The sequence below is a fragment of the Paenibacillus chitinolyticus genome, from assembly GCF_045038035.1.
In the GTDB taxonomy this organism is placed as follows: Bacteria; Bacillota; Bacilli; order Paenibacillales; family NBRC-103111; genus Paenibacillus_F; species Paenibacillus_F chitinolyticus_A.
The window spans coordinates 4,362,181-4,381,943 of record NZ_CP173427.1 but is presented as its reverse complement, the minus strand read 5'-3'; the positions used below and the strand labels follow the sequence as shown (position 1 = coordinate 4,381,943).

Below are 19,763 nucleotides of genomic sequence, written 5' to 3'. Positions count from 1 at the left end.
TTTAGCACCCGTATTTGCGAATCTGATTGTTTATATTAAAAACGGAGATTTTATTCAAATAGGTAAGTTCCCTCTAACCACCACCTATATGATCTGGTACTGGCTGATTATAAGCATCGCCCCTTTTCTGGTCCCAATAAAATCCAAACCATCACTCCCCAAAGAAGGAGCCTCCTAACAGGCATCCTTCTTTTCCCTTGCCTGCCACGCCCCTTCCCCCACAAAAAACGCAGAAATGATACAATAGACGCAGAAGTTTTTTACCTTTGCCCCACGCACCAAGAAACGCACAAACTGTCTGAAATCGGGTGAACACGATGAATCTCAAAGGGATGACGGTCCGGGAGCTGCTCCAGCTTCCCATACTGAAAGACGCGTCGCTGATCAGCGGAGAAGAAGGGCTGGACCGCGTCGTGCGCTATATCGACATTATGGAGGTCCCGGATATCAAGGGCTGGCTGCGGGAAGGCGAGCTCATTCTGACCACCGGGTACTCCATGCGCAACGATCCGGGCCTGGTGCTGGAGCTGATGGAAGAGCTGAGGAGAGCGGATGCCGCGGCGCTTGCGATCAAGCCGGAGCGGTTCATGGGCGGCATTCCCGCCGAAATGGTGGAGCTGAGCAACAGGTATCGCATTCCGGTAATCCAGATTCCGCCGGGAATTCCGTACATCGATATCACGCATACGGTGATGGAGCAGATTCTGAATACACAAGCCGCTTTATTGCGCAGGTCCGAGGAAGTGAACAAGACGCTGACCGGTCTTGTGCTGCACAACAAAGGCATCCAGGTGGTGGCGGACAGCGTGGCGGAGCTGGTCCAGGCGCCCATCTGGGTGGTCCACAAGAACGGCCGCGTCATCGTTTCGTCGCCGGCTGATGCGGGAGATCCGCCGGCCGGGCGGACGAAGAGCTGGGACGTGTCGGTGGACAAGCAGTTCGCCGGCCGTCTCATCATCGGGAAGGAGCGGCTCGACGAGCTGGAGCTGGTCTGCATCGAGCATGCGCGGCTGGTGTTCTCCTTGGAGCTGATGCGCCGCAAGATCGCCTACGACACGGAGCAGCGGCTGCAGGGCAGCTTCTTCGAGGAGCTGCTGATGGGCCTGCCCTTGTCCAGGCAGGACGCGGAGAACAAGGGGAGGCAGCTTGGCCTCCAGCCGGACTGGTGCTGGGAAGTCTGCATCGTCGAGGGCGAGCCGCATCTGTTCGAGGAGCACGCGGCCCTTCCGGTTGCGCTGGGCGAGCTTGTGGAAAGCGAATCGGCGGCCCGCAAGGTGAAGTCCCATCTGTTCCGGCAGGGGGACCGGCTTGTCCTTCTGCTCGCTTCCCAGGCGGCATCGGAGCCAGGGACGAAGCAGCCGGTCAGCGGCAAAACGGCCGGGTGGGCCGATGTTCTGGCCCCGCTGCTGGACTCCCACAGCCACATCCGGACCGGCTTCGGCGGCAAAGCTCCGCTTTGGGAAGTGTACCGCAGCTACGTGAAGGCCAAAAAAGCGATGACCATCGGCTGCCGGCTGGACAAAGAACGCCGTACGTTCAGCTACGGGGAGATCGAAATGTTCGATCTGCTGCTGGAATCGTCGGCCTATGTGGGCTTCGACGCGTTCACGGAGAAGAAGATCGGCAGGCTCTCCAAGTATGACCGGGACAACGGAACCGATCTTGTGCCCACCTTCCATGCTTACTTGGCGGCCGGGGGCAGTCTGATCGAAGCGGCGAACAAGCTGTACATTCACCGGAACTCCGTAAAATACCGGCTCGACCGCATCAAAGACATAGCTGACATAGACATGGAAGATACGTCGAAACGGCTGATGTATTATTTGTGCACGTCGTTTTATTTATTGAAAAATCTGGAATGAAAATCGGCCTTTTGTGCTCCGAGCACAAAAGGCCTTCGTTATTTTTGGCAGCAGGGAACATGGTCCGCCTCTTTGGAAACGAATACAATATTACCAATCCAACTTTAACAAGCTACACGAAATCTACAAAAGCAAACGAAAACGAGGAAGGATGGGAAGCCATGATCGGAGTGATCCGCGTATTAACGACGGAAGATACGAAGGTTCTCGAGCAGCACGGAAAGTTACTGAATGAGACGTATGGACTGCCCGTTGTGAGCAAATGCATTCCGGATCAGCCCCTTGGCATTTACGACGGGGAGACGGAAGCCATCGCGGTTCCGAAAATTGTCGAGCTCGGCAAGAGGATGGAGCGGGAAGGCTGCACGGTGCTGGTCATCTCCTGCGCGGCGGACCCGGCGATCGAGCCTCTGCGCGAAAGCGTCTCGGTGCCGGTCATCGGAGCGGGAAGCGCCGCGGCGTACGCGGCATTGTCCATGGGCCGGCCTGTCGGCGTGCTGGGCATTACGGAGGAAGCGCCCGCGGTCATCCGCGATTTGCTCGGCGGCAAGCTCGTCCGCTACGCGCGTCCCGAAGGCGTCACCAACACGACGGATCTCATGACACCCGCCGGACGCGAGAAAGCGGTCGAAGCCGCCCGGGCCCTGCTGGATGCGGGGACGAAGGTCATCGTGTTCGCCTGCACGGGCTTCTCGACCATCGGCCTGGCCGCCGTTCTCCGGAGCGAACTGCATGTTCCGGTCGTCGACGCCGTCGAAGCGGAGGGCTTGTTCGCCTCCCATTACTACAAGCAGCTCGATGATGTCCGCGAGCCGAATTAAGCCAAGCTCGTGACTTGGACATCGGCCAGATCCTACCTGCTTCTGATCTTCTGCGTCTTCGTCTGGGCGCTGAACTACATGGTCCGACAGGTGCTGCTCCGGGAGTTTCCTCCCTTGTTTCTCTCGGCGCTCAGCCTGACGATCGTGTCCGGCACCTTTCTGCTGTGGGCGTGGGGGACGCGCGCTTTTGTGAAAATAACGGGAAAAGACGCGCTCTGGCTCTGCTGCTCGGCCGGAATCGGCCTCATCGCCAACCAGATCCTGCTGCTCCGGGGACTCCAGCTCACGACGGCTACGAACGCTTCGCTTATTTTTACGCTATCTCCGCTGTTTACGGCCGGTCTGGCCGCTCTTTTCCTGAAAGAACGGGTGACCTGGCGCATGGTGGCAGGCAGCGTGCTCGCCATTTCGGGACTGGCCATCGCCTTGAATGTCCGCGGTTTGCAGTTCAATGCGGGGGACTGGATTATGGCGGGCGCGACGTTTACCTTTTCGTGCAACCTGATTTTCGCCCGCATTCTGACGAGGCGGCTGTCTCCCTTTATCGTGACGGTTTACAGCTTCGCACTCAGCGCTGTGCTCTTCGATCCGTTCGTTCTGGCGGCGGGGGAGGTCACATGGATTCATCCGGCCGGGATGTGGGCGCTCGTGATCGTGACGGTGATCGTGGCGCAGGGGCTTACGGGCGTTCTGTGGAACAGAGGGATGCAGACGCTCGGCGCGGCCAAAGCGGCCATCATGCTGAATTTGCAGCCGCTTATGACGATGCTGCTTGAGTTTCTTCTTCTCGGCCGCGCCGTTACGGGTTCACAGCTTTTCGGAGCTGCGCTTGTTTTTACCGGGGTTCTTCTCGGGACGGTTCAACTGCGTATATTTTCCTTGAAAAAGAAGCGGACGTTACCGGAGGTTTTGCCGGATACGGCCGGAAAGTAATCCCTTTCGGAAAACGCCGGCGAACAGGTTTTGTCATACCCTCGGGCTATATTCTAGTAAAGCTTTAAAGCGGTATGGGCGAGATGGAATGTATACGAGGAATGCCGGCACGCGACGAATGAGACATGCCTAGTATGTTTATGATGTACATGTTGCATGAGCTCGGCTAGGACGTCTGTGAAGGCTATAACTCACCCGGTTTACGAGCCGGCCTTTCCGCTCCGCGCTTTCGTTTGTCGGATAATTCCATTTTTCGCTTACTACTTGTGCAAAAAATACTTGCGCCTCTGCCTTCGGCTTCATTCCCGCGACAGAAAAATAGTTTCCTGAAGGAAACAAAGGACGGGAAAACGGTTCTACATCAAGTGATTAGGGGGATTGTCCATGGAAGAGAAAGAGGTAAAGGAAGAAAAGAAGCACCCGAGTATTTTCGAGCCGTTCGCACTGATCTTGAACATTATCACGAGTGTAATCGGGGCCATTATCGGGATGCAGCTCGTCACGACACTGGGGGTAACCCCGAATACCGCGATTATCGGCGCACTTGTCGCGATGCTGATCGCACGGATTCCCGTGATGATCTTCCGTAAATACAAATCGATCCACCGTCAAAATCTGGTTCAGACGTCCATCTCCTCGGCTACGTTCGGAGCGGCCAACAGCCTGCTTATTCCGATCGGGATTCCGTTTGCGATGGGGGCGACGGAACTGATCGTGCCGATGCTGATCGGAGCCGCGCTGGCGATGTTCGTCGACGCGACACTGCTGTACAAGCTCTACGACTCCAAACTCTTCCCGGCAAAAGGAACCTGGGCGCCCGGCGTGGCTACCGCGGAATCGATCCTGGCGGGGGATAAAGGCGGCAAGCGCGCGCTGCTGCTCGGTGTCGGAACCGTTATCGGGCTTATCGGCTCGTATTTTAAAATCTCGATGTCCGCTTTCGGCGTCGCGTTTATAGGTAACATCTGGGCGCTCACGATGTTCGGCATCGGCCTGATGATCCGGCAGTATTCGGTGCCGTGGTTCGATATCGACGTCAATCGGCTGTACATCGCCCACGGGGTCATGATCGGCGCCGGTATCGTCGCGCTCATTCAGGCGGGGATGCTCATTTTCAAGCGTCCGAAACCGGCGGACTCCGAAGCGGGAGGCGAGGAAGAAGTCACGGACAGCAGGCTGACACGGACGGATAAAGAAGCCCGCCGCGCCCTCAGCCTCGGCTTTGCCGCTTACCTGGCCATCGCGCTGCTCATTGCCGTCATCGGCGGCATTATGACGAAAATGTCGCTCGGCATGCTGATCGGCTTCATCATTTTCGCCGCTTTCGCCGCCTTCGTGCACGAGATCATCGTAGGGATCGCCGCCATGCATTCCGGCTGGTTCCCGGCGTTTGCCGTCGCTTTTATCACGCTGCTCTTCGGCATGCTGATCGGGTTTCCGCCGGTTGCGCTAGCGCTTCTGGCCGGCTTCAGCGCGGCAACGGGACCGGCGTTTGCGGATATGGGCTACGATCTGAAAGCCGGATATATTCTCCGGGGCAGCGGCAAAGATCCCGAGCTTGAGCTTCACGGGAGAAAACAGCAGTACATCACGGCGATGATCGCCTTCGGCGTCGCTCTGCTGACCGTGCTGCTCTCGTACAAAGGCTATTTTGCGCAAAACCTCGTTCCGCCGATCGATAAAGTGTATGTGTCCACGATCCAGGCCGGAGCTTCGGCCGATATTGCCCGCCAATTGCTGCTTTGGGCGATTCCCGGCGCGATTGTCCAATTGCTCGGAGGACCTTCCCGTCAGATCGGGGTGCTTTTCGCCACGGGTCTTCTGATCGTTTCGCCGAATGCGTGCTGGGCGGTACTCGCCGGTATTCTGATCCGGATCGTCGTTCTGAAAATTTTCAAGAAGGAAGCCGAAACACCGATGAGCATTCTCGCCGCCGGCTTTATCGCGGGGGATGCCCTGTACAGCTTCTTTAGCTCCGTATTCAAACTGAAAAAATGAGGTGACTCCGATGACGAGACTTAAGCTGAACGAAGAAATGGCAGAGCAGGCCGTATACGGCGGCGCCGTTCTGGGCGGCGGTGGCGGCGGCTGGATCGAGGAGGGGCTGAAGCTCGGACGCCTGGCGCTGGAAGTCGGCGAGCCCGAGCTGATCTCTCTCGACGAATTCGGGGACGACGACCTGCTGGTCACCGTCTCCATGGTCGGCGCTCCGGCCGCCAAAGAACAGTTCGTGAAGCCCGTTCACTACGCGAAGGCGCTTGAGATGCTCGCGGCCCAGATCGGCCGGCCCATCCAGGGGCTCCACACGAACGAGAACGGGGCCGGGACGACGGTCAACGGCTGGTTCCAGTCGGCGATCACCGGCGTGCCGCTCGTCGATTTCGCCTGCAACGGCCGGGCTCACCCGACCGGCTCCATGGGCTCGATGAACTTGTCCGAGGTGGAGGACTATGTGTCCCATCAAGCTGCCGCAGGCGGCCGTGGCGACCGCTACATCGAGCTGAGCATCTCCGGGACGCTGGACAAGGCGTCGACGATGATCCGCAAGGCTTCCATCGAAGCGGGCGGCCTCGTGGCCGTGGCGCGGAACCCGGTGACCGCGGCTTACGCGAGAGCCAACGGCGCGGCGGGGGCCATCACGCAGGCGATCGAAGTCGGCCGGGCGCTGCTTTCCGCCAAGGGGGAGGCCGCCATCGAGGCCGTGGTCGCGCAGCTCGGAGGTAAAATCGTGACCGCCGGCACGGTAACGGACTTCGTGCTGGAAACGGCGGGCGGCTTCGATGCCGGAACCGTCCGGATCGACGACGCGTACGAGATGACCTTCTGGAACGAGTACATGACGCTCGAGAAAGACGGGGAGCGCTTCGGCACCTTCCCGGATCTGATCATGACGCTGGACGCGAAAACTGCGAAGCCGATCGTATCGGCCGCCATCGCGAAAGGGCAGCACATTGCCGTCATTACCGTGCCCGCCGAGAAACTGCTGCTCAGCACGACGATGAGAAACCGCAAGCTGCTGCAAGCGGTGGAAGACATTATCAAGAAACCGGTGCTTTCTTACCTGGATTAAATCCGGACTCGTTCATTTCGACATCAAAGTGAATTCATACGGAGGAAATTAACATGACCCTTAAACAAACGATGACCGTTCTCGATACACTCGACAGCATTTATGCAAGCGGAGCGAAGGTAAAAGAATTGTTCGACGCCTATCCCGGCGTATCGGTGACCGTTTCCAAAGTCAGCGGGGAAAAAGGAAGCACGGATTTCGTCAAAGTCGTGATCCCCGGCACGGACGGCAAAAGCAAGGGCGGCAGCGCGCCGACTTTCGGCATTATCGGCCGTCTCGGCGGCATCGGGGCACGCCCCAGCCGCATCGGACTCGTCTCCGATGCCGACGGAGCGGTTGCGGCTGTTGCCGCCGCATTGAAGCTGGCGGATATGCAGACGAAGGGCGACGCGCTCCCGGGCGATGTGATCGTCACGACTCACATCTGCCCGGACGCGCCGACCCGTCCGCATGAACCGGTCGATTTTATGGATTCGCCGGTCGATATCCTGACGATGAACCGGGAGGAAGTCGTGCCCGAAATGGACGCGATTCTGTCCATCGACACGACGAAGGGCAACCGCGTGATCAATCACAAAGGCATCGCGATTTCGCCGACCGTGAAGGAAGGGTACATCCTCCGCGTCAGCGACGATCTGCTCCGCATTATGGAGATGACGACCGGCCGGCATGCGGTGACGTTCCCGGTTACGATGCAGGACATCACGCCGTACGGCAACGACCTGTATCACATCAACTCCATCCTTCAGCCGGCCGTAGCGACGGATGCTCCCGTTGTCGGTGTTGCGGTAACGGCGCAATCCGTCGTGCCGGGCTGCGGAACGGGAGCGAGCCACGAGACGGACATCGCGGCGGCGGCGCGTTTCGCCATTGAAGCGGCCAAGGAGATGACGGCGGGCACGTGCGCTTTCTACGACCCGGAGGAATTTAGCCGGATCACAAAGCTGTACGGGTCCATGAAAATTTTGCAGACCAGCGGCAAGTAAGCGGGGAACGGACAGCCAGACAGGGACAGCAGGCAGGGGAGTTTCCCCTGTCCTTTTTTTTCAGCCGCTTCGGGCGGATCTTTCATGGGGGTGGAGAACATGGAAAAACTAGGAATGATCACAATCGGCCAAGCGCCGAGGACAGACGTGGCGCCGATTGTGGAGCGCTGCCTGGAGGGGCGCGCCGAGCTCGTTCAGGGCGGTGCCTTGGACGGGCTTGGCAAAGCGGACATCGAGAGGGACCTTTATCCGGAAGAAGGGCAGTACGTGCTGACGTCGCGTCTGGCGACCGGAGAATCCGTCGTGATGTCGCGCGAGAAGCTGCAGCCTCTGCTGCAGAAGCGGATTAGCGAGTTCGAGGAGGCCGGAATCCGGCACATTTTGCTGCTGTGCACAGGCGTATTCCCCGGCCTTACTACAGAGCGGTCGTATCTGATCGAGCCTGACCACCTGATCCCTCCCGCTGTCAAAGCGATGGCCGGCGGCCGCAGGCTCGGCGTGCTCGTACCGCTGGCGGAGCAGTGCGCAACGCTCGCGCAGAAGTATGAGCCCTACGGCTTGGGCCCGGTTTTTGCCGTCGCTTCGCCGTATAAACTGGACGAAGCCGAATTCCGGCGTGCCGCCGGGGAACTGAAAGAGAAGAGCGATATCATCGTGCTGGACTGTATGGGGTACACGGAGGAAGCAAGGCAGTTCATGGCGGAGGCCTCGGGCAGGCCGGTGGTTCTGTCCAATGCTCTGATGGGCAAGCTCGTATCGGAAATGATATAGAAGAAGCCATGTTGAGACGGGCTGAGGCTGATGGGGGAAGCAATCGGACGTCAGCCTCTTCCCGCTCTATTCCCGAATCGGAAAGGATGAAGATCATGAACGAATCACTCATTGAAGTCGGCAAACACGTGCTGCAAAGCTGTCTGGGCCTGCAGGCGCGGGAATCCTTCCTGGTCGTCTCGGACGAGGACAAGAGACATCTCGCGGAACCGCTTTACGAAGCGGGAAAAGCTCTTGGAGCAGAGGCTGTGCTTATGGTCATGAAGGACCGGTACAGACCGGGGGAAGAGCCTCCTGCCGCAGTTGCCGCCGCCATGATCACCTCGAACGCGGTCGTCTGCATCACGAAGCAGTCTCTCACACATACGCAGGCCCGCAAAAATGCGGCTGCCGCCGGAGCAAGGCTGGCCACGATGCCGGGCATTACGGAGGATATGTTCCTTCACGGCGCCATCACGGCCGATTATGCCGGGGTTAAACGTCTGACGGAGCAAGTGACTAAGCTCTTAACCGGGGCCCGGGAGGTGCGCATCGAGAAGGGCGGCTACACGCTCACTTTCCCTGTGGAGGGAAGAGACGGCGTGCCGAGCACAGGGCTGTATCTTAATCCCGGCGAGTCGGGAAATTTGCCGTCCGGCGAAGCGTACATCGCGCCGCTGGAAGGAACGGCGGAAGGGCAAATCCTGATCGACGGGTCCATTGCCGGAATAGGCAAGCTGAGCGAGCCTCTTCTGCTCACCATCGAGCAGGGCCGTATCGTAAAGGCGGAAGGCGAAGCCGGACCGCGGCTACTGGGCATGCTCGGAGACAAATACGGCCGGCTTCTCTGCGAATTCGGAGTCGGAACGAACGATAAAGCGAGAATCACCGGCGTCATCCTGGAAGACGAGAAGGTGTACGGCACGATACATGTGGCCTTCGGCAGCAACAATACGTTCGGAGGAACGATCACGGCCGGCGTCCATATCGACGGACTCGTTAAGGAGCCGACCGTATATCTGGACGGCAAGCTGGTCATGGAGAAGGGGAAGCTGGCTTATCAGGTGTAACACCCTGTAAGTACCCGCCATGTACAATCCCGGCCGTCCGCGGCCAATCAATGAAACCGCCAGTCCCGTTATGCTCCGACAGAGCATGTAAGGACCGGCGGTTTTTTTATCGTCCGTCGTGGCCATCGGAAGCAAGGGGGAGCGAGAGAGTGAATTCCGTTCCCCCGTGAAGCTCGCTGAACACCGAGACCGTGCCGTTCATGGACCGGATCACTTGATAAGAATACGTGAGGCCCAGGCCGGTGCCCGTATTTTTGGTGGAATAATAAATCGAGCCGAGCCGTCTCAGCTGTTCTTTGTTCATCCCGATCCCATTGTCCCGGATATGTACTTTCACGAGCTGCCCATCCGTATGCATACGCAGCGTGACGTTACCTTTTTGTATGGCGGAACAGGCTTCGACGGCGTTTTTTACGAAATTGACAAGAAGCTGTTTCATTTCGGCTCCGTTAGCGGTTAGCCGTACGGGTTCGGACGGGACTTGCAGGATCAGCGACACATTGTTCATGGTGGCATAGGGAGTCATAACCTCCGCGACAGCCTCCAGCTCGTGGACGAGATCGATTTCTTCGCGCTTCTGGGTCAAAGGCTTGGACATGGATAAATACTCCGACAGAATCGCTTCCGTTCGCTTCACTTCCTCGATGCTGATGTCAATGAACCGGTGAAGTTTTTCGGGAGGCATTGCCTGGTCTTGGCGGATCAGCTTCAAAAAACCGAGCACGGTTGTAAGCGGGTTGCGCACTTCATGCACGAGGGATGCGGCGACCTGGCCGACGGCCTCGATTTTCTCGCTTTGCAGGTACCTCAGGTACATGTCCTTATCCGTCGCGGATTTCTCGAACAAGTAGATCAGCAGCAAAACTCCGACCAAATTGTGAACGGGCATGATCAAAATATGGTAAGTCAAATGAGTCAGAATATAATCGGGCCGGTCGATATACAGAAGAAGAAGGGGGAAGAAAGAGTAGCAAAGTCCGGCCATAAGGGCGACCAGGTATTTCTGGCTTGTCCTGTGGTAGACATGGCACAGCAAGACCGACAGGGGGAACGTAACCAGCAAAATGCTCATAGCCGAAGAGGTACCGGGTCCTCCCAAATAAAGGCGGTACAGAACAAACTCGAGCATAAGCAGAAGGCCGATGCGGAACCCGCCGAACACAAGCGCGAAAAAAAGGATGACGTAACGGACATCGAACTGGATGCCTTTTTCGACGCTGGAAGCGAATGTCATGGAAAGAAACAGGCAGATCATGGAGGTCGTTAGAATAAATTTCTTGGAGTAATTGGTGTCCTTGTCCCGGTAATAGAAACTGTACAGTACGAAAGGCATAAGGGAAAAAAAGAGCTGAAGTATAAGATCCTTGATCTGTGCCAATATCGCTCACCCTCTGGACATGGTTTTATTCATCTGATCCCTACACTATTCGGCAAGAAGGGGAAATTTCCTGGGGCTCAAAACGAATATTTCCAGGAGCCGGGAGAAACCTCAGTTTTCAGATTCCTTAAATATGTTATAATCCACGGTATCGGAGAAAGGGGACCCGCCATGTCTGTGAACAACCCGGAAAAAGTTACGCAGCAGAGAGAAGAACGCAGGTCGCAGATTCTGCATGCGTCTATCGGAATTTTCGCGAAAAAGGGCCTCGCGGCGGCCAAAATATCGGATATTGCGGAAGCGGCGGGCATTTCCCACGGCCATGTATACAACTATTACTCCTCCAAGGAAGAGCTGTTCGTCAGCCTGGTCAAAATGCTTCAGGAAAGATACGGCAGAGTCTGCGAAGAAGCCCGCCGCCGGGAAGGAAATGCGCGCGATAAGCTTCTTTGGCATGCCCGGAAAATCGGGGAGGACGAGAATGCGTTGAACGGCATGCATGTCGTTCTGCATGCGGAGACGATCGCCAGTATTTCCGCGGAGGAAAAGCGGGAAATACCGCGCAGGGCCGTCGAGAATCTCCAGCCGATTATCGCGATCGTGAAGCAGGGACAAGAAGAGGGGACATTCCGGGAAGGAAGACCCGAGGATTTGGCGGTGCTTTATTTCGCGCTGCTCAACGGAGTCAGCGGGGCCCGGCGCAGAGGACTGGGCGCCGTAGCGAGCCCGGATGAAGAGCAGCTGGTCGGTTTGCTTTGCAAATAAGCCGGCGGATACGGACGGATTGCCGCCTTCTTTTCAAGTATTGCTAAAAAAGTATTGACTTCCCAAAAAGGGGCTGATAGAATCATTCCAACAAGCACTGACTGACTAGTCAGTTAGTCGGATCTTAAAACCAACTATTTTTATGCGAATATTAGGTTTAATTGTTTTTAGGTATGAACGGATAACTCTGGTATCCTACCGGTCCACTGGTGGCACCTTGCACGGCCCGCTTAACGCGCGCTGTCGGGTGTCTTTTTTGTACCCAAAATTTTTGTGAAAAGGGGCACGGCGCATGAACAAACTTCAAGCAACGTTAGCGGCTGCGGCACTCGCCATAGGCTTGGCCGGCCTTACGGGATGCGGCGCCGGACAGGCCGCGACAAACGCCTCCGGAACGGACGCGCCCAAGGGCAAATATACCGTCAACCTCGCAAACAACGGGGGCGGCGGGCTGCTTCTCCTGGCCAAGGAGAAAGGCTGGTTCGAAGAGGAGTTCGCCAAAATCGGCGGGGACGTCAAATGGTCCGAGTTTCCGAGCGGACCGGCTCTTCTGGAGGCACTGGCCGCGGGACGCGTCGATTTCTCCTGGCTCGGCGACGGGGCGGCGATATCCGCTCAGGCGAACAACCTGCCGGTCACGACACTGTCTCTGCTCTCCGAAGGCTTGAAAGGGCTCAACATCGTGATCGTCCCGGCCCGGAGCACCGCCCAAAGCCTAGCGGATTTGAAAGGGAAAAAGATCGCCATTGCCAAGGGGACTACGCTTCACGTTTTTTTTATCAAAGCGGTTAAGCAGGCGGGGCTGAAAGAATCCGACTTCCAGCTTATCCAGCTCCAGGCGGAAGAATCTGTCGCCGCTTTCGAATCGGGAGCGGTGGATGCTTGGGTCGGACTGGACCCGTATACGAGCATCCAGATCGCCAAAAACGGCGCGCGCGTCCTGACGAGCGGGGAAGCCCTGAACATCAAAGCGCCGGTGCTCACGATCGGCCGGACCGATTTTATCAAGGAGCACCCGGGAGCGGCGGAAGCTTTCCTGAAAGGATTCGAGAAGGCGGTCGATTTTCAGAAGGGGCACCGGGATGAGGTCGTCGAGTTCATAGCGAAGGCGAAGAAGGCGGACCGGGCGACGATCGAGCTGGTGGTACAAAATACCGAATATTCGAACGTTCCCATTTCGAAAGAGATTTTCGGCATCCAGCAGGCTTCGGCGGACATCCTCTTGGAAGCGGGATTTATCAAGAAGAAAATCGACGTGACGCAAAACACGGACAGCAAAGCGATTGAAGCCGTGAAACCGGCTAAATAAGGAGAAGGAGGCGAAGACCGTGTCAGCTTTGGGACAATTAAATCCGTCTTCTCCGGCCGCCAAAGGCCTGGAAGAGAGGGAAGGGAGACAATCCGCAGCGGACAGAGCATCCGCCAAACGAGGAGGCAAACTGAAAATCGCCCTGCTCGGGCTCGTGCTGCCGCTGGCGGCGCTTGCCGTCTGGCAGACGGTAAGCGGGCTGAAACTGGTCTCCGCGACGCTATTTCCTTCACCGCTCAGCATTGCGGAGGAATTCGCGGCAATGGTTCAATCCGGCGAGCTTTTCCATCATCTGAGGGTGAGCGTGCAGCGGGCGGCCTACGGCTTTTTGCTCGGCGGCTCGCTCGGTCTTCTGACCGGTCTGCTGGTCGGTTTGAGGAAAAGAGCCGAGTACATGCTCGATCCTACTTTACAGATGCTCCGCACCGTTCCGCATCTTGCGATCACGCCGCTTTTTATACTCTGGTTCGGGTTCGACGAGTTGTCCAAAATTTTGCTGATCGCGCTGGGAGCTTTCTTCCCGCTGTATGTGAACACATTCCTCGGTGTCCGGAACGTGGATTCCAAGCTGTTTGACGTAGCCAAAGTGCTGGAGTTCAGCCGCTTCCGGCAAATTACGAAGCTGGTGCTCCCCTCGGCGCTGCCGAATGTCCTGCTCGGACTCAGGCTGTCGCTGGGCGTCGCCTGGCTGGGGCTCGTCGTTGCGGAGCTGATGGGATCGAGCGAAGGCATCGGGTATATGATCCAGGATGCCAGACAGTTTTCCAGAACGACGGCCGTGTTTGTGGGCATCCTTATTTTCGCTGTTGTCGGCAAGCTTGTGGATTCCGTCGTGCGGCTGCTGGAAGAGCGGCTGCTGAAGTGGCGCGACAATTACAAGGGATAGTCCCGGGTAAGGCAGCCGTGCTGCCGGACCGGGCTTGCCGCTGACGATAAATCAACCATTTTAAAGGAGGAAAAGAACATGAGTGAACAAGTGAAAGTAACCCCGGTTTCAGGAAGAATTGGTGCTATTATTGAAGGGATTTCGTTGTCCGGCAGTCTCGATGAAAGCACGGTAGGTTTTATCCGTGAAAAGTTGCTAAAGCATAAGGTTATTTTCTTCCGGGGCCAGAATCACCTGGACAATGCCGGACAGGAAGAGTTTACAAAGCTGCTCGGCAGTCCCATCGCCCATCCGACGATCAAGCCCAAAGACGGCACGGATTACGTTCTGGAGCTGGATTCGACTCACGGTGGACGCGCCAACGTGTGGCACACGGATGTGACGTTTGTCGATGCATATCCGGCCGCTTCCATCCTCCGGGGAATTGTGATTCCCGAATCGGGCGGAGATACGGTGTGGGCGAATACGGCGGCCGCTTATGAGCTCCTTCCTGCGGAGCTGCGCGAGCTGGCCGACAAGCTGCGGGTGCTGCACACCAATGATTTCGATTATGCGGCCACAGCCAGAACGGTCAACGCCCTGGGCAGCGAAGCGGCCCGCAAATACCGGGAGAGCTTCGCTTCCACGGTCTACGAAACGGAGCATCCGCTCGTCCGCGTTCACCCGGAAACGGGAGAGAAGACACTGGTTTTGGGCGGCTTCGCCAAAAAAATCGAAGGCTTCTCCGTAGCCGATTCCCAGAAGCTTATCGCCTTGTTCCAGGAACATATCACAAGTCTGGAAAATACCGTGCGCTGGCGCTGGGCCGAGGGCGACGTGGCGGTTTGGGATAACCGCGCCACGCAGCATTACGCCGTGAACGATTACGGCGACCAGCACCGGGTCGTCCGCCGGGTCACGATTGCCGGCGAAGTCCCGGTCGGCGTGGACGGCCGCAAGAGCGTAACGCGCATCGTCTCGGAGCCTGCGGCTGCGGCGAGCGCGTCGTAAGCGGGCGGGGACCGCCCGGGAATCCCGGGTGCGCGTTCGGGCATTGCGGGAGCGAACGCCTTTCGCGACCCTGCTCCAGCGAAAGAGAGCGAATCACGGCTGACGGGATTCGCTCTCTTCGTTGTGCTGTCCGGCCCTAACCGAAAAAAGAGCGTATCCCAACTGACGAGCTGCGCTCTTTTTTCGGTGCGTCCGGCCCCGCGCTAGCTGAAGGTGTACCGCGCGCTCACCGCCGCATAAACCTGCAGCTCTCCCGGCTGGATCGGGGTGGCCGGACTGGCGGCCAGCACCGAGGCCTTGAACGGGACAGGCTCGTTCTGGTGGCCGAGCTCCTGGACGGACTGCGGAACCGCCGCCAGGGTGACCCCGAGGGAAGCCGCTATCGTCTGCGCCTTCTCCCGGGCGTTCCGGACGGCGAGGGTCAGCGCTTCCTTGCTGTATTTCTGCGGCTGGGACGTCCGGAAGGAGACCCCGGAGACGGAGTTGGCGCCTTTGGAGACGGCGGTATCGACAATCGTCCCGGTTTCTCCGACCCGTTCCGTCGTAATTTTCAGCAGATGAGTGACCCGGTAGCCGCGGAAAATTTGTTTGCCGTCCTGGAAGTCGTACTGGGGATCGATCCGGAATTCGTCCGTCTGGATGTTATCCCGGGGTATTCCGAGCTGCAGCAGGGAGTCGATCACGGCCGAGATGATCCGGGCGTTCTCGGCCTGCAAGAGCGAGAGGGCTTCTCCCTCCGTGACGGCTCCGAGCACGATCACCGCCCGGTCGGGTACGACCGAGACGATTCCGTCGCCCGTAACTTCAATGGAGGCGGGTTTGCCTGCCCGGTATCCGGGTGATGGAGGAAGCGGCGGCGGGGGTGCAAAACCGTACATGGCCGGTCTCCTTTCTGGATGCAAGAGGTGTTATATCTTAGTGTATGGAATCCGGGCCATCCGCATGCCGGCAGAGGATACGCCGGTCCACGGATGTGCGTCGGCAGGTTTGATTATAACGAAACTCTCCTTACGGTGCCTTGCCGGCGATTGGCTACAATGGAAATAGGTGAAATCGTCCGCAAAAGGGGGGAGATTGGCATGATTCGGGATATTCATGCGATGTTTTTGGTGACCGGCATTATGGCAAGCGGCAAATCGACGGTCGCGCAGCTGTTGGCGGAGCGATTCGAGAAATCGGTTCATCTCCGGGGAGATCATTTCCGTAAAATGATCGTCAACGACCGCAAGGAAGTCCATCCGGATGCACAAGCGGATCAGATGGAGCAGCTTCTCCTGCGGTACAGGCTGGCGGCTCAAGCTGCGGACGCCTACTATTCCGCCGGATTCACCGTCGTGATGCAGGATGTCGTGGTAGGCCGCGTGCTGAACGATTTCCTTACGCTGCTGGAGGACCGGCCCCTGTACGTGATCGTATTGTGTCCCGCCGAGGAAGAAGTCGCGCGCAGAGAAGCGGCCCGGGCCAAAAAAGGATACGGCATATGGACCGTATCCGCGCTGAACGCCGTGCTGCACGCGGAAACCCCGCGGGTCGGTTTGTGGCTGGACTCGACAGGTCTCACGCCGGAGGAAACCGTGGATGCGATTCTGGAGCGCGTATGGGAGGAAGGAACTGTCCGGGCCTCGGAGATCCGGGAGTAGAAAGCTCGGATCTGCCGAGTGTACTTCTTTTCGGGTGCGAACAAAAAAAAGGAGGTGTTTAGATGTCTAATCATTCTAATGAGGAATTGTTAGCCGGTGGCAACGTTTCAAAGGTATATAGGTCGGGTCATACAGTCAGACGGGAATTAAAGCCGAATAGCCCCCAAATTCATGCCCTGTTAAACCATCTTGCCGACAAAGGATACGGGTATGCCCCTAAATACCTGGGTATCGATGAAAAAGGAAGAGAAATGTTATCCTTTATCGAAGGAGAAGCCGGAAACTATCCTCTGAAAAACTATATGCGGTCAGACGATGTCTTACAGGAAATTGCGAAAATGCTTCGTCTCTATCATGATGCCGTAAGCGGCTTTTCATTTGATGACGACTGGCGGTCTTTGGATAATACTCCGCAACCTTCGGAGATAATATGCCACAACGATTTTGCCGTATACAACATTATTTTTCAGCAGGAAAAACCGATAGGTATTATTGATTTTGATGCAGCCGGACCTGGTCCGCGGCTTTGGGACATAGCTTATACGCTGTACACTTGTGTGCCGTTAAGCAGATTGTATCTGACTGAAACAGGCGAAATCGTTTATTATGATTCTTTTCAAGATGCTTCCCGCGTTAAAAACAGAGTTAAGCTATTTTTTGATTCTTACGGGGAAGAAGTTGCGGAAAACTATATAGAAATGGTACTGCTGCGATTGGAAGGATTATGTAAAACGATAACGAGAAGAGCGGGCGAAGGCGACCTTGCTTTTCAAAAGATGCTAGATGCCGGTCATCTTGAACATTATCAAAATGACATTAAGTTCATCTCTGAACATAAGGACGACTGGACTTAAAGGAGGTTTTGCCGGTGAGTATGTGTCCGGACGCGGGGGCAGATTTGGACATCAGAAGAGCGGGTCCGGCCGACACGGTTCTTTTGCAGGAGCTGTATGTGGAAGCGGCCCGCTGGAGAGTTTCGCAGGGTATTCTGCTCTGGGACGAAAAGACGTTCACCCGGGAGTATATCGCGGGCCTGATGGCCGATTACGAATTGTTTATCGCTTATTCGGGCGGCGAGGCCGCAGGCTGCTTCACGCTCCAGTGGAGCGACAAGTCTCTTTGGGGAGAAAGGGACCGCGGCGATGCGGGGTATCTCCACCGGCTCGTTGTGACGCGCAAGCTCAGCGGACTCCGGCTGGGAACCCGGCTGCTCGAATGGGCGGAAAGTTACATCAGGCGGGCGGGCAAAACGTATTTCCGGCTGGACTGCATGTCGGAGAATTCCGGGCTCAACGCGTATTACCGGAACGCCGGCTTCGTTTATTTGGAAACCGTGCCGGGAGACGGATGGAGCGCCAACCTGTATGAGAAAAAGCTGTAAGACGGCTGCGGCATGCAGCCTTTTTTTGTGCAGCCCGTTTATCGCGAGCGGGGTCCGCGAGGTAAAGGTCGGACAGCCGGAGCCGTATTCAGCCGGGTAGGCGGGTTCCGGAATCTTCATAAAACTTTAACCGTTCGGCTTCCCCAAAAAAACAACAAAAAATGGTTGATAACGTCCCGCTTTAGTGGTACAGTATTAAAAACTTAGTATTCCGCTTTGAATTGTCGAGTATCGACCGGACAGCCGGAGAAGTCGCTTCTAGTGACCTCTCTGGCTTTTTGCGTTGTTACGCGGAGTTCCACACCTAGGAGAAAAAGGAGTGTCAGATCTATGGGAAGCTCACCCTCCATCGTCATCCGTGAAGCGGCAGAGGCGGATCGCGAAGCGGTCCGCGCGGTGATGCTTGAAGCTTATCTGCAATATGCCGACGTCATGTCCGCGCAAAGATGGCAGCAGTACCGCGAAGATATCGGCGCCGCCGCCGACAAAGGCAATCCCGTCGCGCGGCTGGTCGCCGAGGCGGACGGGAGAATCGTCGGAACCGTCCAGTTGTTCGTTTCTTCGGAGGCGGCTTACGGCAGGCCGGAGCTGGAAATCTATACGCCGATTATCCGCTATTTGTCCGTATCGCCGGAAGCGCGGGGCAGAGGCGTCGCGACGGAGCTTATTAAAGAAAGCGCGAAGCGCTCCCTGGAGCTTGGGGCCTCCACGCTTCATCTTCATACGTCCGATATGATGGCTTCCGCCGTGAGCCTGTATGAGCGGCTGGGATTCCAGCGGGCGTTCGACAAGGAGTTCCATAACGGCGAGGTGCTTGTCAAAAGCTACCGGCTGGAGCTGCGCGAATCCGTCTTTTTTACGGCCTCATAGAAAAAAATTTTATTTAGGAGACCGGGGGCGCCAGATGACGAAACAGGCCGACCTTCAGCCGCAAGCAACATACACCCCATGGGTTCGGACTTAATCGGGGCTGGACGATCACTATACATTCTCAACTATCCATAATGAAGCGGGGGAGCAAGTCTAATGAAGAAACAGGTTAGCAAATGGTTGGCGGGAGCGGGAATTTTAGTGTTGGCGGCAGCGTCCGCTGGCTGCGGCAAAGCCGTTGAAACAGGCGGAGGGACGACCTCGGCGGCCACGGACAAACCGGGAGAAAGCCCGGCGGGCAAGGTCCAGAAGGTCATCGTCGGCACGGGGACCAAGTTCCCGCAGGTGTGCTTTATCGACCAGAACGGCAAGCTGACGGGGTTTGACGTGGAGCTGATCAAAGAGCTCGACAAGCGGATACCGGAATACGAGTTCGAATTCAAAACGATGGAGTTCCAGAGTCTGCTGCTCAGCCTGGAAACGAACAAGATCGACTTGATTGCCCATCAAATGGAGAAAAATCCGGAGCGCGAGCAGAAATATTTGTTCAATAAAGAGCCGTACAGCATTTTCCTGAACAAAGTCGCCGTCGAGATCAACAACGACACCATCAAATCCATCGACGATCTGAAAGGGAAAAAAGTCCGTACCGGAGCGACAAGCAACGAAGCGTACATCCTCCAGGAGTATAACAAGAAGAACAACAACGCCATCGAGATCGTGTACGACAACGCCACGGCCAACGATCTGGTCGATAAAATCCGCAAAGGGCGCATCGATGCCACGGTGACGTCGGATTTCGCGCTCCGCAACTATACGGACAAAGACGGCAAGGTAGCGCTGAAGACGGTCGGCGAACCTCTGACAGAATCGGATGTGCTGTATGTCTTCCGCAAAACGGACGGAAAGCTGGCCGACCGGATCGACCAGGCGATCAAGGAAGTGAAGGCGGACGGAACGCTGTCCAAGCTGAGCATTCAGTGGCTCGGCCAGGATTTCTCGCAGGTGGGCAAGCAGAAGAAATAAGAACCCGAAGGTTCGTACGAGAGAGG

Annotated in this window: 19 protein-coding genes; 17 read left to right on the top strand and 2 right to left on the bottom strand. The window is 56.9% G+C overall.

Annotation, left to right across the window (positions count from 1 at the left end; translation table 11 throughout):
• Positions 1–317: 317 nt before the first annotated feature.
• The 8 genes from ACI48J_RS19775 (at position 318) to ACI48J_RS19740 (ending at position 9,492) form a co-directional block, all read left to right on the top strand.
• Entirely contained in the window at positions 318–1,862 is a 1,545-nt protein-coding gene (locus ACI48J_RS19775) for a PucR family transcriptional regulator (protein ID WP_405079883.1), read from the top strand.
• Positions 1,863–2,023: 161 nt separating this feature from the next.
• On the top strand, positions 2,024–2,683 hold the full coding sequence (locus ACI48J_RS19770) for an aspartate/glutamate racemase family protein (protein WP_405079882.1): 660 nt from the start codon (positions 2,024–2,026) through the stop codon (positions 2,681–2,683).
• 9 nt (positions 2,684–2,692) lie between these two features.
• Entirely contained in the window at positions 2,693–3,616 is a 924-nt protein-coding gene (locus ACI48J_RS19765; RefSeq protein WP_405079881.1) for a DMT family transporter, read from the top strand.
• 384 nt (positions 3,617–4,000) lie between these two features.
• Positions 4,001–5,614, top strand: coding sequence for an OPT/YSL family transporter (locus ACI48J_RS19760; RefSeq protein ID WP_326055025.1), 1,614 nt, complete (start codon positions 4,001–4,003; stop codon positions 5,612–5,614).
• 10 nt (positions 5,615–5,624) lie between these two features.
• The gene (locus ACI48J_RS19755) at positions 5,625–6,686 is read left to right on the top strand and encodes a DUF917 domain-containing protein (protein WP_405079880.1); all 1,062 of its coding nucleotides are present in this window, start codon (positions 5,625–5,627) and stop codon (positions 6,684–6,686) included.
• A 53-nt stretch (positions 6,687–6,739) separates the two neighbouring features.
• A complete protein-coding gene (locus ACI48J_RS19750) occupies positions 6,740–7,672 on the top strand; it encodes a DUF1177 domain-containing protein (protein ID WP_405079878.1) in 933 nt (310 codons plus the stop codon).
• Positions 7,673–7,771: 99 nt separating this feature from the next.
• Positions 7,772–8,443: an AroM family protein gene (locus tag ACI48J_RS19745; RefSeq protein ID WP_405079876.1), complete on the top strand. Its 672-nt coding sequence runs from the start codon at positions 7,772–7,774 to the stop codon at positions 8,441–8,443.
• 95 nt (positions 8,444–8,538) lie between these two features.
• Positions 8,539–9,492: an aminopeptidase gene (locus tag ACI48J_RS19740; protein ID WP_405079875.1), complete on the top strand. Its 954-nt coding sequence runs from the start codon at positions 8,539–8,541 to the stop codon at positions 9,490–9,492.
• 106 nt (positions 9,493–9,598) lie between these two features.
• Here ACI48J_RS19740 and ACI48J_RS19735 read toward each other — a convergent pair whose 3' ends face one another.
• Positions 9,599–10,870, bottom strand: a complete 1,272-nt coding sequence (locus ACI48J_RS19735) for an ATP-binding protein (protein ID WP_405079874.1) — start codon at positions 10,868–10,870, stop codon at positions 9,599–9,601.
• Positions 10,871–11,041: 171 nt separating this feature from the next.
• On the opposite strand from ACI48J_RS19735, the gene ACI48J_RS19730 reads away from it, so the two are divergent.
• The 4 genes from ACI48J_RS19730 (at position 11,042) to ACI48J_RS19715 (ending at position 14,820) form a co-directional block, all read left to right on the top strand.
• A complete protein-coding gene (locus ACI48J_RS19730; protein WP_326055038.1) occupies positions 11,042–11,635 on the top strand; it encodes a TetR/AcrR family transcriptional regulator in 594 nt (197 codons plus the stop codon).
• Between the two features lie 292 nt (positions 11,636–11,927).
• A complete protein-coding gene (locus ACI48J_RS19725; protein ID WP_405079872.1) occupies positions 11,928–12,944 on the top strand; it encodes an aliphatic sulfonate ABC transporter substrate-binding protein in 1,017 nt (338 codons plus the stop codon).
• A gap of 130 nt (positions 12,945–13,074) precedes the next feature.
• Complete coding sequence (locus tag ACI48J_RS19720; protein WP_326055046.1) at positions 13,075–13,830, top strand: ABC transporter permease; 756 nt, start codon at positions 13,075–13,077, stop codon at positions 13,828–13,830.
• Positions 13,831–13,908: 78 nt separating this feature from the next.
• Positions 13,909–14,820, top strand: a complete 912-nt coding sequence (locus ACI48J_RS19715; RefSeq protein ID WP_405079871.1) for a TauD/TfdA dioxygenase family protein — start codon at positions 13,909–13,911, stop codon at positions 14,818–14,820.
• Between the two features lie 203 nt (positions 14,821–15,023).
• On the opposite strand, the gene ACI48J_RS19710 is transcribed toward ACI48J_RS19715, so the two are convergent.
• Positions 15,024–15,698, bottom strand: coding sequence for an SIMPL domain-containing protein (locus ACI48J_RS19710; RefSeq protein ID WP_405079870.1), 675 nt, complete (start codon positions 15,696–15,698; stop codon positions 15,024–15,026).
• A gap of 201 nt (positions 15,699–15,899) precedes the next feature.
• Between ACI48J_RS19710 and ACI48J_RS19705 the strand changes: the two genes are divergently transcribed.
• The 5 genes from ACI48J_RS19705 (at position 15,900) to ACI48J_RS19685 (ending at position 19,737) form a co-directional block, all read left to right on the top strand.
• Positions 15,900–16,460, top strand: coding sequence for an AAA family ATPase (locus tag ACI48J_RS19705; protein ID WP_405079868.1), 561 nt, complete (start codon positions 15,900–15,902; stop codon positions 16,458–16,460).
• A gap of 62 nt (positions 16,461–16,522) precedes the next feature.
• Positions 16,523–17,314, top strand: a complete 792-nt coding sequence (locus ACI48J_RS19700; RefSeq protein ID WP_405079867.1) for a phosphotransferase — start codon at positions 16,523–16,525, stop codon at positions 17,312–17,314.
• A gap of 20 nt (positions 17,315–17,334) precedes the next feature.
• Positions 17,335–17,841 (top strand): GNAT family N-acetyltransferase, encoded by a 507-nt coding sequence (locus ACI48J_RS19695; protein ID WP_405083256.1) that lies wholly within the window; start codon positions 17,335–17,337, stop codon positions 17,839–17,841.
• Positions 17,842–18,171: 330 nt separating this feature from the next.
• Positions 18,172–18,711 (top strand): GNAT family N-acetyltransferase, encoded by a 540-nt coding sequence (locus ACI48J_RS19690; RefSeq protein ID WP_405079865.1) that lies wholly within the window; start codon positions 18,172–18,174, stop codon positions 18,709–18,711.
• 156 nt (positions 18,712–18,867) lie between these two features.
• On the top strand, positions 18,868–19,737 hold the full coding sequence (locus ACI48J_RS19685; protein ID WP_405079864.1) for a transporter substrate-binding domain-containing protein: 870 nt from the start codon (positions 18,868–18,870) through the stop codon (positions 19,735–19,737).
• Positions 19,738–19,763 lie beyond the last annotated feature (26 nt).

Excerpts from the sequence above, each read along its gene's own strand:
- ACI48J_RS19690 (WP_405079865.1), top strand. The coding sequence starts at position 18,172 with ATGGGAAGCTCACCCTCCATCGTCATCCGTGAAGCGGCAGAGGCGGAT.
- ACI48J_RS19695 (WP_405083256.1), top strand. The coding sequence starts at position 17,335 with ATGTGTCCGGACGCGGGGGCAGATTTGGACATCAGAAGAGCGGGTCCG.
- ACI48J_RS19775 (WP_405079883.1), top strand. The coding sequence starts at position 318 with ATGAATCTCAAAGGGATGACGGTCCGGGAGCTGCTCCAGCTTCCCATA.
- ACI48J_RS19750 (WP_405079878.1), top strand. The coding sequence starts at position 6,740 with ATGACCCTTAAACAAACGATGACCGTTCTCGATACACTCGACAGCATT.
- ACI48J_RS19745 (WP_405079876.1), top strand. The coding sequence starts at position 7,772 with ATGGAAAAACTAGGAATGATCACAATCGGCCAAGCGCCGAGGACAGAC.
- ACI48J_RS19705 (WP_405079868.1), top strand. The coding sequence starts at position 15,900 with ATGATTCGGGATATTCATGCGATGTTTTTGGTGACCGGCATTATGGCA.
- ACI48J_RS19715 (WP_405079871.1), top strand. The coding sequence starts at position 13,909 with ATGAGTGAACAAGTGAAAGTAACCCCGGTTTCAGGAAGAATTGGTGCT.
- ACI48J_RS19685 (WP_405079864.1), top strand. The coding sequence starts at position 18,868 with ATGAAGAAACAGGTTAGCAAATGGTTGGCGGGAGCGGGAATTTTAGTG.
- ACI48J_RS19760 (WP_326055025.1), top strand. The coding sequence starts at position 4,001 with ATGGAAGAGAAAGAGGTAAAGGAAGAAAAGAAGCACCCGAGTATTTTC.
- ACI48J_RS19740 (WP_405079875.1), top strand. The coding sequence starts at position 8,539 with ATGAACGAATCACTCATTGAAGTCGGCAAACACGTGCTGCAAAGCTGT.
- ACI48J_RS19730 (WP_326055038.1), top strand. The coding sequence starts at position 11,042 with ATGTCTGTGAACAACCCGGAAAAAGTTACGCAGCAGAGAGAAGAACGC.
- ACI48J_RS19725 (WP_405079872.1), top strand. The coding sequence starts at position 11,928 with ATGAACAAACTTCAAGCAACGTTAGCGGCTGCGGCACTCGCCATAGGC.
- ACI48J_RS19710 (WP_405079870.1), bottom strand. The coding sequence starts at position 15,698 with ATGTACGGTTTTGCACCCCCGCCGCCGCTTCCTCCATCACCCGGATAC.
- ACI48J_RS19770 (WP_405079882.1), top strand. The coding sequence starts at position 2,024 with ATGATCGGAGTGATCCGCGTATTAACGACGGAAGATACGAAGGTTCTC.
- ACI48J_RS19755 (WP_405079880.1), top strand. The coding sequence starts at position 5,625 with ATGACGAGACTTAAGCTGAACGAAGAAATGGCAGAGCAGGCCGTATAC.
- ACI48J_RS19700 (WP_405079867.1), top strand. The coding sequence starts at position 16,523 with ATGTCTAATCATTCTAATGAGGAATTGTTAGCCGGTGGCAACGTTTCA.